This window comes from Streptomyces sp. NPDC022910, from assembly GCF_055561075.1.
Window position 1 is genome coordinate 55,840 of the sequence record NZ_JBVHHL010000027.1, and the last position, 13,370, is coordinate 69,209.

Annotated in this window: 13 protein-coding genes; 5 read left to right on the forward strand and 8 right to left on the reverse strand. The window is 69.6% G+C overall.

What is annotated here, in order from left to right:
• Window positions 1-32 precede the first annotated feature (32 nt).
• On the forward strand, window positions 33-212 hold the full coding sequence (locus ACZ3TS_RS24510) for a hypothetical protein (RefSeq protein ID WP_467621529.1): 180 nt from the start codon (window positions 33-35) through the stop codon (window positions 210-212).
• 39 nt (window positions 213-251) lie between these two features.
• Here the strand turns inward: ACZ3TS_RS24510 and ACZ3TS_RS24515 are convergent, their stop codons facing one another.
• The 3 genes from ACZ3TS_RS24515 to nth all read right to left on the reverse strand — a co-directional run bounded on the left by ACZ3TS_RS24515 (window position 252) and on the right by nth (window position 3,534).
• Window positions 252-1,451, reverse strand: coding sequence for a MarP family serine protease (locus ACZ3TS_RS24515; protein WP_467621532.1), 1,200 nt, complete (start codon window positions 1,449-1,451; stop codon window positions 252-254).
• Between the two features lie 120 nt (window positions 1,452-1,571).
• On the reverse strand, window positions 1,572-2,258 hold the full coding sequence (locus ACZ3TS_RS24520) for an NUDIX hydrolase (RefSeq protein ID WP_467621535.1): 687 nt from the start codon (window positions 2,256-2,258) through the stop codon (window positions 1,572-1,574).
• A gap of 163 nt (window positions 2,259-2,421) precedes the next feature.
• Window positions 2,422-3,534: an endonuclease III gene (nth, locus tag ACZ3TS_RS24525; protein ID WP_467621538.1), complete on the reverse strand. Its 1,113-nt coding sequence runs from the start codon at window positions 3,532-3,534 to the stop codon at window positions 2,422-2,424.
• Between the two features lie 301 nt (window positions 3,535-3,835).
• Between nth and ACZ3TS_RS24530 the strand changes: the two genes are divergently transcribed.
• Window positions 3,836-4,510 carry a Crp/Fnr family transcriptional regulator gene (locus ACZ3TS_RS24530; protein ID WP_030573597.1) on the forward strand — a complete coding sequence of 225 codons (675 nt, stop codon included), beginning with the start codon at window positions 3,836-3,838 and terminating at the stop codon, window positions 4,508-4,510.
• 225 nt (window positions 4,511-4,735) lie between these two features.
• On the opposite strand, the gene ACZ3TS_RS24535 is transcribed toward ACZ3TS_RS24530, so the two are convergent.
• The 4 genes from ACZ3TS_RS24535 to ACZ3TS_RS24550 all read right to left on the reverse strand — a co-directional run bounded on the left by ACZ3TS_RS24535 (window position 4,736) and on the right by ACZ3TS_RS24550 (window position 7,204).
• Window positions 4,736-5,566 (reverse strand): MBL fold metallo-hydrolase, encoded by an 831-nt coding sequence (locus tag ACZ3TS_RS24535; RefSeq protein ID WP_467621541.1) that lies wholly within the window; start codon window positions 5,564-5,566, stop codon window positions 4,736-4,738.
• A gap of 25 nt (window positions 5,567-5,591) precedes the next feature.
• Window positions 5,592-6,461 (reverse strand): NUDIX hydrolase, encoded by an 870-nt coding sequence (locus ACZ3TS_RS24540; protein WP_467621544.1) that lies wholly within the window; start codon window positions 6,459-6,461, stop codon window positions 5,592-5,594.
• A 117-nt stretch (window positions 6,462-6,578) separates the two neighbouring features.
• A complete protein-coding gene (locus tag ACZ3TS_RS24545; RefSeq protein WP_467621546.1) occupies window positions 6,579-7,046 on the reverse strand; it encodes a RidA family protein in 468 nt (155 codons plus the stop codon).
• Entirely contained in the window at window positions 7,043-7,204 is a 162-nt protein-coding gene (locus tag ACZ3TS_RS24550; RefSeq protein ID WP_003975360.1) for a DUF4177 domain-containing protein, read from the reverse strand. The genes ACZ3TS_RS24545 and ACZ3TS_RS24550 overlap by 4 nt, the downstream gene beginning before the upstream one ends.
• 174 nt (window positions 7,205-7,378) lie before the next feature.
• Here ACZ3TS_RS24550 and bagA point away from each other — a divergent pair, with 174 nt between their 5' ends.
• Window positions 7,379-8,356, forward strand: coding sequence for an ATPase BagA (bagA, locus tag ACZ3TS_RS24555; protein ID WP_467621549.1), 978 nt, complete (start codon window positions 7,379-7,381; stop codon window positions 8,354-8,356).
• A complete protein-coding gene (gene bagB, locus ACZ3TS_RS24560; protein ID WP_467621551.1) occupies window positions 8,353-9,741 on the forward strand; it encodes an ATPase BagB in 1,389 nt (462 codons plus the stop codon). The genes bagA and bagB overlap by 4 nt, the downstream gene beginning before the upstream one ends.
• Window positions 9,742-10,243: 502 nt before the next feature.
• Here bagB and wblA read toward each other — a convergent pair.
• Window positions 10,244-10,582: a transcriptional regulator WblA gene (gene wblA, locus ACZ3TS_RS24565; protein WP_467621553.1), complete on the reverse strand. Its 339-nt coding sequence runs from the start codon at window positions 10,580-10,582 to the stop codon at window positions 10,244-10,246.
• 409 nt (window positions 10,583-10,991) lie between these two features.
• Here wblA and ACZ3TS_RS24570 point away from each other — a divergent pair, with 409 nt between their 5' ends.
• Window positions 10,992-13,262, forward strand: coding sequence for a transglycosylase domain-containing protein (locus ACZ3TS_RS24570; RefSeq protein ID WP_467621554.1), 2,271 nt, complete (start codon window positions 10,992-10,994; stop codon window positions 13,260-13,262).
• Window positions 13,263-13,370 lie beyond the last annotated feature (108 nt).

Sequence of the window (13,370 nt, forward strand, 5' to 3'; positions counted from 1 at the left end):
ATCGACCTTGGGGCAGGGGCAGACGTCGGGGTATGGGCTGGACGCACGACTACAGTGACGCAGCACGCAACCGCCGCTCGGCCACCGTTCCGAGCTCCCACCAGAGGGGTACCCCGCAGCTGCCGGGTACGGACCCCCGAGTGGGCATCCCGCATATTCTGCGCCGCCGGGCTCGCTGGGTCTCGGTACTTCTGCGTCACCCGCGCGGCTGACCCCGCCTTCCGGAAAGCGGCTGCCCCCGCTCTGCGGAATCAGAGCGCACAGTTGTCGCTGTCCACCTGCTGGTTGGCCGTACGACCCTTGGTGACGTCCTCACGGATCTCGTCCGCGGTGAGCGCGTAGCCCGTGTTGGGGTCGTCGAGGGACTTGGCGAAGACCACCCCGTAGACCCTTCCCTCGGGCGTGAGCAGCGGGCCGCCGGAGTTGCCCTGGCGGACGGTCGCGTACAGCGAGTACACGTCACGGCGGACGGTGCCATGGTGGTAGATGTCCGGACCGTTGGCCGTGATGCGACCGCGGACACGCGCGGGCTGAACGTTGTACGACCCGTTCTCCGGGAAGCCGGCGACGATCGCACTGCCGCCCCCGGCCGCGTCCCTGGGCGTGAACTGCAGTGCCGGCGCGTTCAGGTCGGGCACGTCGAGTACGGCGATGTCGCGCCGCCAGTCGTAGAGAACGACCTTCGCGTCGTACTTCCTGCCCTCACCGCCTATCTGGACGGTGGGTTCGTCGACTCCGCCGACCACGTGCGCGTTGGTCATCACACGGTGGTTGCCGAAGACGAAGCCGGTGCCTTCGAGGACCTTGCCGCAGCTCTGTGCGGTGCCCATGACCTTGACGATGGACCGCTGTGCGCGCGTGGCCACCGTGCTGTTGGCGAGGGCCGGGTCGGGGGGCTGGACCTCGGTGATGGGTTCGTTCGCGAACGGGCTGAAGACCTGCGGGAAGCCGTTCTGCGCGAGGACGGAGGAGAAGTCGGCGAACCAGGTGTCCGCCTGCGCGGGCAGGGCGCGGGAGACACCGAGAAGCACCTTGGATCCGCGGACCTCCTTGCCGAGCGTCGGCAGCGTCGTACCGGCAAGGGCCGAACCGATCAACCAGGCGACCAGGAGCATCGCCACCACGTTGACGAGGGCGCCGCCCGTGGCGTCCAGGGCGCGGGCCGGGGACCAAGTGATGTACCGGCGCAGTTTGTTGCCGAGGTGGGTGGTCAGGGCCTGTCCGACGGAGGCACAGACGATCACCACGACGACGGCTACGACGGCGACGGTCGTGCTCACCTTGTGGTCGCCCGTCGCCCTGTCCCAGAGGAAGGGCAGCAGATAGACCGCGACGAGTCCGCCGCCCAGGAAGCCGATCACCGACAGGATGCCGACGACGAAACCCTGGCGGTAGCCGACGATCGCGAACCACACGGCGGCGACCAGCAACAGGATGTCCAGCACGTTCACTGCTTCAAGCCTCGCCTCATCACGTTCGGGTCGCCCTCGTCCGGCCGGGGATCCGGCCCGTCACGCAGCGGCAACGGGGCACGGCGTCCCCCGGGAACAGACAGCACGGGGGCCACCTTGTCATGCGCGCCAGTCGAGCGGGACCTGCTTGTCGCGGTCCCAGGGGCGCTCCCAGCCCGCGTAGTGCAGCAGGCGGTCGATGACACCGGCCGTAAAACCCCAGACAAGGGCCGATTCGACCAGGAATGCCGGGCCCCGGTGGCCGCTGGGGTGGACGGTGGTGGCTCGGTTGGCCGGGTCCGTGAGATCCGCCACGGGGACGCTGAAGACCCGCGCCGTCTCGTTCGGATCGACGACGCCCACCGGGCTTCTTCTTCGCCACCAGCCCAGGACAGGGGTCACAACGAAGCCGCTCACCGGGATGTAGAGCTTGGGGAGCACGCCGAAGAGCTGGACGCCGCGGGGATCGAGCCCGGTCTCCTCCTCGGCCTCTCGCAGTGCGGCGCGCAGCGGCCCTTCGGCCCTCGGGTCGCCGTCCTCGGGGTCGAGGGCGCCGCCCGGGAACGAGGGCTGGCCCGCGTGCGAGCGCAGCGAACCGGCGCGCTCCATCAGCAGCAGCTCGGGGCCGTGGTCACCCTCGCCGAACAGGATCAGCACGGCCGACTGGCGTCCCGCGCCGTCCTCCGGCGGCAGGAAACGGCTGAGCTGGAGCGGTTCGACGGTCTCGACGACCCGCACGACCGGGTCAAGCCAGTCGGGCAGGCCCTCCGTGCTCAGCCGCAGCCGCCCGCCGTCCGTGTCGCTCATGCGGTCCGTATTGCTCGCGTGTGTCATCGCCACCCCCGTTCTGCCGATCCCAACGCCCGCAGGACCGCGGATCGTTCCGCACATCCCTCGTGTGGGTGTCCTGGCATCCGGCCCGCCGGAACCCGTCCCTCTCCCGGGCGGCGCGCGGTCCCGCGCCTGCTCCTCACCCGGCCCCCAGCGGCGGGGCCGGTTTGCCGCCCGCGTCCAGATATGCCTGCGGGGGCTTGAGCCGCTGGCCCGGGAAGCCGCCCTTCTCGTACTTCAGGAGCTTCTTCGCCTTCTCGGGGTCGGTCTCGCCCTCGCCGTACGCCGGGCAGAGCGGGGCGATCGGGCAGGCGCCGCAGGCCGGCTTGCGTGCATGGCAGATCCGGCGGCCGTGGAAGATCACGTGGTGCGACAGCATCGTCCAGTCGCTCTTGGGGAAGAGCGCGGCGACGGCCGCCTCGATCTTGTCGGGGTCCGTCTCGTCGGTCCACTGCCAGCGACGGACCAGCCGCTGGAAGTGCGTGTCGACGGTGATGCCGGGATGGCCGAAGGCGTTGCCCAGCACCACGAAGGCGGTCTTACGGCCGACACCGGGCAGTTTGACGAGGTCCTCCAGATTGCCGGGCACCTCCCCGCCGAACTGCTCCGCCAACGCCTTGGAGAGCCCTATCACCGACTTGGTCTTGGCCCGGAAGAAGCCGGTCGGGCGCAGGATCTCCTCGACCTCTTCCGGATTGGCCGCCGCGAGGTCCTCGGGGGTCGGGTACTTCGCGAAGAGCGCCGGGGTGGTCTGGTTCACCCGCAGGTCGGTGGTCTGCGCGGACAGGACCGTCGCGACGATCAACTGGAAGGGGTTCTCGAAGTCCAACTCCGGGTGGGCGTACGGGTACACCTCGGCGAGCTCGCGGTTGATACGGCGGGCTCGGCGGACGAGAGCGGGGCGCGACTCGTTTCCCGGGGGCTTCGTGGTGATGGTCTTGCTGGGAGCGGCGTCCTTGACGGCGACCGTGGCTGCCTTGGAGACGGCCTTCGGGGGAGCGGTCTTCTTCTTGACCCCGGCGGCCTTCTTGACCGCGGCCTTCGCGGGCGCCGTCTTCTTCGCCGCAGTCGTCTTCTTCGCCGCAGTCGTCTTCTTCGCCGCAGTCGTCTTCTTCGCCGCAGTCGTCTTCTTCGCCGCAGTCTTCTTGGCCGCGGACCTCGGAGGCGCCGTCTTCTTGGCGGCCACCTTCTTGGCAGGCTGCTTCGCCGGCACCTCACCAGGTGCCGCTTTTGCCGTCTTTGCCGTTTTCATTCCGCCGCCAGGGCCCTGTTCGCCCACAGCGGAATCGCGACGTACAACCACCCGCCCAGCCCCCTTGGCCTGTGCTCTACCGGCGATTTGGACACTCGGCCAGCCTAAAGCCCTCGACCGACATCCGCCCCGGAGCCAGAAGATCAGCCCCCGATTGGACCCCTGCCGCATACCCCGGCACATCGGTGCGGCATCCTTGTGACAGATCACACTGTTTGGACCGTCCGGCAAAATGGGGAACACGGTCCCCTGGTACACGGGGGAGCAAGATCCCCTGAGCAGGTCGACAAGGAGAGAACTCGTGGACGACGTTCTGCGGCGCGCCCCGCTCTTCGCGGCGCTCGATGACGAGCAGGCCGCGGAGCTCCGCGCCTCCATGAGTGAGGTGACCCTCGCCCGCGGCGACTCGCTGTTCCACGAGGGCGACCCCGGTGACCGCCTGTACGTGGTCATGGAGGGCAAGGTCAAGCTTCACCGCACCTCCCCCGACGGCCGCGAGAACATGCTTGCGGTCCTCGGCCCCGGCGAGCTGATCGGCGAGCTGTCGCTGTTCGACCCCGGTCCCCGTACGGCGACGGCGACCGCGCTGACCGAGGTCAAGCTGCTGGGCCTGGGCCACGGCGACCTCCAGCCGTGGCTGAACGCGCGGCCCGAGGTGGCCGCCGCGCTGCTGCGCGCCGTCGCGCGACGGCTGCGCAAGACCAACGACCAGATGTCCGACCTGGTCTTCTCGGACGTGCCGGGCCGTGTGGCCCGGGCGCTGCTGGACCTCTCGCGGCGGTTCGGCGTGCAGTCCGAGGAGGGCATCCACGTCGTGCACGACCTCACGCAGGAGGAATTGGCCCAGCTGGTCGGCGCGTCGCGTGAGACGGTCAACAAGGCGCTGGCCGACTTCGCCGGCCGTGGATGGCTTCGTCTGGAGGCGCGCGCGGTGATCCTGCTGGACGTGGAGCGGCTGGCCAAGCGGTCGCGCTGACGCTCGGCCTTGGCCATGCGACCACGGGTCCCGTTCGTTCAAGAGGCGGGGCCCATTGTCGTAGCCGTCCCGGGGTCTGCCCCCAGACTCCTGCTTCGATCTGAACGGCCTCGTCCTCGAAGGCCGGACGGGCTGAAGTCGTTCGTTGTCAGGACACAGACAGGGCACGTTCGGCCCCCTGCCCCGTCGGAGCCCACGCCCCCGAGGACTCGGCTCGCCAGAGGCTCAGATCAGCCCGTGCTCCCCCAGGTAGTCCAGCTGCGCCCGTACCGACAGCTCGGCCGCCGGCCACAGCGAGCGGTCAACGTCGGCGTAGACGTGCGCGACGACCTCGCTCGGCGTGCGGTGACCGTTCTCGACCGCCGTCTCGATTTGGGCCAGACGGTGGGCGCGGTGGGCGAGGTAGTACTCGACGGCGCCCTGGGCGTCCTCCAGGACGGGCCCGTGGCCGGGCAGCACGGTGTGGACGCCGTCGTCGACCGTGAGTGACCGCAGGCGCCGCAGGGAGTCCAGGTAGTCCCCCAGACGGCCGTCGGGGTGCGCCACGACCGTCGTACCGCGGCCCAGGACGGTGTCGCCGGTCAGCACGGCCCGGTCGGCCGGGATGTGGAAGCACAGGGAGTCGGCTGTGTGGCCGGGCGTCGACACGACGCGCAGTTCCAGGCCGCCGACCGTGACGACGTCCCCATGGCCCAGCCCCTCGTCACCGAGCCGGAGCGCCGGGTCGAGGGCGCGCACCTTCGTGCCGGTCAGCTCGGCGAACCGTACGGCGCTCTCCGCGTGGTCCGGGTGACCGTGCGTGAGCAGCGTCAGCGCGACCCGTTTGCCGGACTTCTCCGCCGTGTCGATCACATTGCCCAGGTGTCCGTCGTCGAGCGGGCCGGGGTCGATCACCACCGCCAGTTCGGAGTCGGGCTCGGAGACGATCCATGTGTTGGTGCCGTCGAGGGTCATCGCCGACGCGTTGGGAGCGAGGACGTTCACGGCGCGCTCGGTGGCGGGACCCGAGAAGACCCCGCCGCGTGGCTGTCCGGGAAGAGCTGTGGCGTCCGTCATGCGGGGGCACCTTCCGTCGCGTACGTCATGCGAGCGCTCCACCCGTCGGGATGTGCTTGGTGAACTCGTCGTGGCCGGGCCAGGCCAGTACGACCTCGCCGTCCTCAAGGCGGGCCCGGGCCAGAACCGGGGTCAGATCGCGGCCGGGCGCGGCCTTCAGCGCCTCGGCCGCGGTGGCGTAGGGGACCAGCTGACGCAGGGTCGCGACGGTGGGCGGCATCATCAGCAGCTCACCCTTGTCGTACGAGGCGGCCGCCTCCGACGGACGGATCCACACCGTGCGGTCGGCCTCCGTGGAGGCGTTGCGGGTGCGCTGTCCTTCGGGGAGCGCGGCCACGAAGAACCACGTGTCGTAGCGGCGGGGCTCGAACTCCGGGGTGATCCAGCGGGTCCACGCGCCGAGCAGGTCCGAGCGCAGGACCAGCCCCCGACGGTCGAGGAACTCGGCGAAGGACAGGTCGCGGGCGACCAGGGAGGCACGGTCCGCCTCCCAGTCCGCGCCCGTGGTGTCGCCGACGACGGTCTCCGGGGTGGGGCCGGCGAGCAGGACGCCCGCCTCCTCGTACGTCTCCCGTACGGCGGCGCAGACGATGGCCTGGGCGGACGTCTCGTCGACGCCGAGGCGGTCCGCCCACCACGCGCGCGTGGGGCCCGCCCAGCCGATCCTGCGGTCGTGGTCGCGCGGGTCGACGCCGCCGCCCGGGTAGGCGTACGCGCCTCCGGCGAAGGCCATGGAGGCGCGTCTGCGCAGCATGTGGACGGCAGGGGCACCGTCGGTGTCCCTGAGGAGCATGACGGTGGCCGCACGCTTCGGGACGACCGGGGTGAGCGTGCCCTCCGCGAGCGCGCGGATCCGCTCTGGCCACTCTGGTGGGAACCACTGCCCATTCGCCATGGGCGGAGGCTATCCCGTGGTGCGCGGATGTTCGAGAGGCAACGATCGCCCCCTCCAGGAGACCATCGCCCTGTCCCAGGCAGCCGCGGGCGGGACGGCCGGCCCCAAGAGTTGCGATTACGCCTCCGTCAGCTCCACCTGGATCTCCACCTCGACCGGCGCGTCCAGCGGGAGCACCGCCACACCGACCGCGCTGCGGGCATGCACGCCCTTGTCGCCGAGGACCTCGGCGAGCAGCTCGCTGGCGCCGTTGACGACGCCCGGCTGGCCCGTGAAGTCCGACGCCGACGCCACGAAGCCGACGACCTTCACCACGCGCGCGATGCGGTCGAGGTCGCCCGCCACGGACTTGACCGCGGCGAGAGCGTTCAAGGCGCACGTGCGGGCCAGTTCCTTGGCCTCCTCAGCGGTGACCTCGGCGCCCACCTTGCCGGTCACCGGAAGCTTGCCCTCAACCATCGGGAGCTGGCCGGCGGTGTACACGTAGACCCCGGACTGCACGGCAGGCTGGTAGGCGGCGAGCGGCGGCACGACCTCCGGCAGCGTCAGCCCCAGTTCGGCGAGCCGGGACTCGACCGTGCTCATGCCTGCTTCTCCCGCTTCAGGTAGGCCACCAGCTGTTCGGGGTTGTTCGGCCCGGGCACGACCTGGACGAGCTCCCAGCCGTCCTCGCCCCAGGTGTCCAGAATCTGCTTCGTGGCGTGGACGAGCAGCGGCACGGTTGCGTATTCCCACTTGGTCATGGGGCCGACTGTAGCCGCTGTGGCGCCCGGCGCATGTGGCCGACCACGACCCGGTGTGACCGGCCTGCATCCGCCCACCGGGGCACCGGTACGACTGCACGTGTGGCCGACTGTGAGCGGAGTTGTCCACAGCCTCCCGCGTAGGCCGCGCACGGACTGGTTAGGCTCGAAGACGTGAGCAGGCTCCAGGTCGTCAGTGGCAAGGGCGGAACCGGTAAGACCACGGTGGCCGCCGCACTCGCGCTCGCCCTCGCGACCGAGGGCAAGCGCACCCTCCTCGTCGAGGTCGAGGGCAGACAGGGCATCGCGCAGCTCTTCGAGACGGAGGCGCTGCCGTACGAGGAGCGGAAGATCGCCGTCGCCCCGGGCGGCGGCGAGGTGTACGCACTCGCGATCGACCCCGAGCTCGCCCTGTTGGACTACCTCCAGATGTTCTACAAGCTGGGGGGCGCGGGGCGGGCCCTGAAGAAGCTGGGCGCCATCGACTTCGCCACCACCATCGCGCCCGGCCTCCGGGACGTGCTCCTCACCGGCAAGGCGTGCGAGGCCGTCCGCCGGAAGGACAGGAGCGGCCGGTTCGTCTACGACTACGTGGTGATGGACGCACCGCCCACAGGGCGCATCACCCGCTTTCTGAACGTGAACGACGAGGTGGCGGGCCTCGCCAAGATCGGCCCGATACACAATCAGGCCCAGGCCGTGATGCGGGTGCTGAAGTCCCCGGAGACGGCCGTGCACCTGGTGACACTCCTGGAGGAGATGCCCGTCCAGGAGACTGCGGACGGGATCGCTGAACTCCGCGCGGCGAAGCTGCCGGTGGGCCGGATCATCGTGAACACGGTGCGTCCCGCGGTCCTGGACCAGTCGGACCTCGACCTCGCGCACGCCGTGCCGCGGACGGCCATCGCCAAGTCCCTGTCGGGCGCCGGGCTAGGTGGCGCGCGCCGTGGCGGGCTCGCGGAGCGGCTGGTGGACCCGCTGCTCCAGCAGGCCGACGAATACGCGGAGCGGTTCGCCCTGGAGCGAGAGCAGCGCGCCGTGCTCACGGAGCTGGGCCTGCCGCTGCACGAACTGCCGCTGCTCGCCGAGGGAATGGACCTGGCGGGCCTGTACGAACTGGCCACGGAACTGCGTCAGCAAGGGATCTCATGAACTCGGACCCCGCCCCCACGCGCGACGACACGGCCCCCGCACCGGATGCGGCACACCACCATGACACGGGCTCCACGCGCGCACTGAATCCCGGCCCCGTCCTGGAGGTCGACCCTCTCCTCGACGACCCGAAGACCCGCATCGTTGTGTGCTGCGGCTCCGGCGGCGTCGGCAAGACGACCACGGCGGCCGCCCTGGGGCTGCGCGCGGCCGAGCGCGGCCGCAAGGTGGTCGTGCTCACCATCGATCCCGCCCGTCGGCTCGCCCAGTCGATGGGCATCGACGCGCTCGACAACACCCCGCGGCGGGTGAAGGGCATCGAGGACGCCGCGGGCGGCGAACTGCACGCCATGATGCTCGACATGAAGCGCACCTTCGACGAGATCGTCGAGGCGCATGCGGACCCCGAGCGGGCGGCCGCCATTCTGGGCAACCCCTTCTACCAGTCACTCTCGGCGGGCTTCGCGGGCACGCAGGAGTACATGGCGATGGAGAAGTTGGGGCAGCTGCGCGCGCGGGACGAATGGGACCTCATCGTCGTCGACACCCCGCCCTCGCGCTCGGCGCTGGACTTCCTGGACGCCCCCAAGCGCCTCGGGTCCTTCCTGGACGGCAAGCTGATCCGGGTCCTGATGGCCCCGGCGAAGGTGGGCGGCCGAGCAGGGATGAAGTTCCTGAACGTCGGGATGTCGATGATGACGGGCGCCCTGGGGAAGCTGCTCGGGGGTCAGCTCCTGAAGGACGTCCAGACGTTCGTGGCCGCCATGGACACCATGTTCGGCGGGTTCCGCACCCGGGCGGACGCCACATACAAGCTGCTGCAGGCACCCGGTACGGCGTTCCTCGTGGTGGCGGCGCCGGAGCGGGACGCACTGCGGGAGGCGGCGTACTTCGTGGAGCGCCTGGCCGCCGAGGACATGCCGCTTGCCGGTCTGGTGCTCAACCGGGTCCACGCCAGCGGCGCCGCCCGGCTTTCGGCGGAGCGGGCACTCGCCGCCGCGGAAAATCTTGAAGAGCCCCGCATTGTGGATCAGAAGGGCGGGAAAGCTGGAATTCGTAACTCTCCCGACATGCACGGCAGTTCAGAATCTCATCCATCCGACGCACCTGACGCCGGCGCAGGCTCCCCCGCCGCCACGGACCAGGACCGGAGCGTCGAGCAACTCACCGCGGGCCTGTTGAGGCTGCATGCAGAACGTATGCAGCTGCTCACCCGCGAGCAACGCACGCGTGACCGTTTCACCGCCCGCCACCCCGAGGTGGCCGTGGCGGAAGTGGCCGCGCTGCCCGGCGACGTCCACGACCTCGCAGGCCTGCGGGACATCGGGGATCGGCTCGCGGCCAACCAGCACGGGCGTCCCGAGGAGCGCGAGGCGCCCGCATAAGGAGCCTTGGCCGCCCTGGCCCAGGTCCCTCGCCCGGGACATGCCATGGCGGCCACGTACCCCTGGCGCACTGCCCACACGTGAGAGTCCCGGTGGGGCCTGGCTCCGGCTGCAGCCGACGCCCGGCATCCGCCGACACCAAGGCGGACGCAGGGGTGCCGCGACCGGTGCGAGCGCGCCTCCGCGAGCGCGCAGATCCGCACGGAGACGCCCGCTGGGCCCGGGGCATTGCAAGAGACCGCATGGCATGCGCCGCAGGTTCGGCAAGCCCGTCATCGGGCGCCCGAAATGCCCCTTATGACGGCCCGCCCGCGTCGGCCATGGCGCACGCCGAGTCCGTTCATGGCGACACCTGCCGGACGAGGCATGCCCCTTGAGCATCGCCACACCACCAGATCCGCTCTCACAGGCCCCGCCAAGGGGCCGCGAGACGACCGCCGAGACACCGCGGAGGCGTCCACGTCGGGCGACGGCGAACGGCCGCGCCCGGAAGCGGCCCGCCTCAGCTCACGGCCGCGTAGTCCTCGTACACCTCTTCCTCGTCGAGGGGAAGCAGGCCCGCTCCGCGCTCGTACTCCGTACGCGCGGTCTCCAGCAGGCGACGCCACGAGGTGACGGTCGGCCGCCTGCGCAGCAGTGCGCGGCGCTCTCGCTCCGTCATGCCACCCCACACGCCGAACTCGACGCGGTTGTCCAGCGCATCGGCCAGGCACTCCGTACGTACCGGGCATCCGGTGCACACCGCCTTGGCTCTGTTCTGCGCTGCTCCTTGAACGAACAGTTCATCCGGATCGGTAGTGCGGCAGGCCGCCTGCGCACTCCAGTCGGTTACCCAGCCCATACCGGCGCCGTCCTCTCCCGAATCGAGGCTCCCCCACGGCGGCAGCGGCATATTCACCGCCGCCAGTTGAGGACGTTACGGAAGGTGGGCACAGCGCAACACCCCCTTCGGGCCCAATCTTGAATGGCCCGAACGGACTATGGGTAAGCGGCAGATCACCCGGGGGAGTGAGCTGGTGACATACGTGACTTTCCGGACGAAAACCGGGCAGTTCAGCTGCGTGACAACGGTCGCCTGGTGACACACAAGGCGGATTCGGGCACGCACCCAACAAAAAAATGGGGGAACACCGGAACGATTCGGGGTCGCCGGACGTACTTGATACGTGGCCCTACTGCTGTGACAGTTGGGATCAGCTTAGGCCAAGGCCTATACGCGTGTCCGGCGAATGAGAACGTAGGCTGCCCTCATGCCAAAGAAGCGCTCGGGCGGGGGGCTGTCCCCCGTGCAGCAGGCCGCAAAGTTCCTCGGAGTGAGTGTGCTCGCGGGGGCGGTGATGGCCGGCATCGCGCTGCCCGCCGCAGGCGCGCTCGGGCTCGCGGCCAAGGGGTCGGTCAAGGGATTCGACGAGATCCCGGCCAATCTGAAGAGCCCCCAGCTGAGCCAGCGCACCACCATCCTGGACAGTCAGGGCGGTCAGATCGCCGCGGTCTACTCGCGCGACCGCACGGTCGTGGAGCTCAAGGACGTCTCGCCCTATATGCAGAAGGCGATCGTCGCGATCGAGGACTCGCGGTTCTACCATCACGGCGCGATCGACCTGAAGGGCGTCCTGCGCGCGCTGAACCAGAACGCGCAGAGCGGCGGAGTGGCCCAGGGCGCCTCCACGCTGACCCAGCAGCTGGTGAAGAACTACTTCGTGGAGGAGGCCGGCAACGACCCGACGAAGGTCGCCCAGGCCACCCAGCAGACCCTCGGTCGCAAGGTCCGCGAGCTGAAGTACGCGATCCAGATCGAGCAGAAGCTCGGCAAGAAGAAGATTCTCGAGAACTACCTGAACATCACGTTCTTCGGCCAGCAGGCGTACGGCGTCGAGGCCGCCGCCCAGCGCTACTTCTCCAAGCACGCCAAGGACCTGAACCTCCAGGAGTCCGCGCTGCTCGCGGGCCTCGTCCAGTCGCCCACGCGGTACGACCCGGTCAACGATGAGGCGGAGGCCAAGAAGCGGCGCGACGTGGTGCTGCAGCGCATGGCCGAAGTGCACGACATCTCGCAGGCCGAGGCCGACAAGGCCAAGGAGACCCCGCTGGGGCTGCATGTCAGCCAGCCGAAGAACGGGTGCATCACCGCGGTCAAGGGCGCCGGCTTCTTCTGCGACTACGTCCGCGAGGTGTTCCTGAACGACCCGACGTTCGGCAAGACCCAGACGGACCGGGCGAAGATCTGGAACCAGGGCGGTCTCACGATCCGTACGACGCTCGACCCGCAGGCGCAGCAGTCGGTGCAGCAGTCCATCAAGGAACACGTCAACAAGAGCGACGAGGTGGCCACGGCCGCGACCATAGTGGAGCCCGGCACCGGCAAGATCCTCGCGATGGGCCAGTCCCGCCCGTACGGCTTCGGCAAGAACGAGACGCAGATCAACCTCTCGGTGGACAAGGCGATGGGCGGCGGCGCGGGCTATCAGCCCGGATCGACGTTCAAGCCGATCGTGGCCGCTGCGGCCATAGAGGGCGGCAAGCCGGCGACGCAGGAGTACCCGTCGCCGTACGAGATGGAGTACCCGAGCCCGGTCGCGGCCTGCAACGGCAAGAACTGGATGAACACGGAAGGCTCCAAGCTCACCAACGAGGACGAGTCGGAGCACGGCCCGTACTCCATGAAGGAGGCGACCGCCAAGTCGGTCAACACCTACTACGTGCAGCTGATCAGCGACATCGGCATCTGCCCGGTCATAGACATGGCCAAGAAGATGGGTGTGAACCGCGCGGACGGCGCGCAGATCACCGAGGCCCCGTCGATCGCCCTCGGCACCCAGGAGATGTCGCCGCTGACCATGGCAAGCGCATACGCGACCTTCGCCGACCGCGGCACATACTGCACGCCGATCGCCATAGAGTCGATCACGCAGGCCGTCGGCAACCAGAGGAAGTCCCTGGCCGTCCCGAAGTCGACGTGCTCGCGCGCGATGTCGGAGACCACCGCGGACACCATCAACACGCTCCTGAAGGGCGTGGTCGAGGACGGCACGGGTACGGAGGCCGGCCTCGGAAGCCGCCCCAGCGCGGGCAAGACCGGTACGACGGACTTCCGCTACGCGGCCTGGTTCGTCGGCTACACGCCGAACATGGCGGGAGCGGTCTGGGTCGGTGACCCCGCGCACAAGCGGCGCATGGTCGACATCACCATCGGCGGCACCACCTGGGCCAAGGTCTACGGCGGCAAGGTCCCGGGCCCGATCTGGCGCGACATGATGACGGGTGCGCTGGCGAACAAGCCGGTCGAGAACTTCAACCTCGTCGACATCCCCGACAACACCGACCGGGGGAACGGCAACGGAGACAGAAACGACAACGGCGGGCAGACCACGGGCGGTCTGATCGACGGCGGCCTGACCACCGGCGGAACTACCGGCGGGACCACCGGCGGCACGTTCCCGACGCCTTCCATCTCCCTCCCCGAGGGATGGATCCAGGGGAACGGCAATGGGGGGAACGGAAACGGCGGGCAGAGGGGGTAAGGGGGTAATCCGCCCCTCGGCCTCCGGCACTGGCCTCGGCCCCGGAAGAGCTCTCTCTTCTTGTCCCCTTCTTGTACGACGACGGGGGCGCCCCTCGCTGGAGGGTGC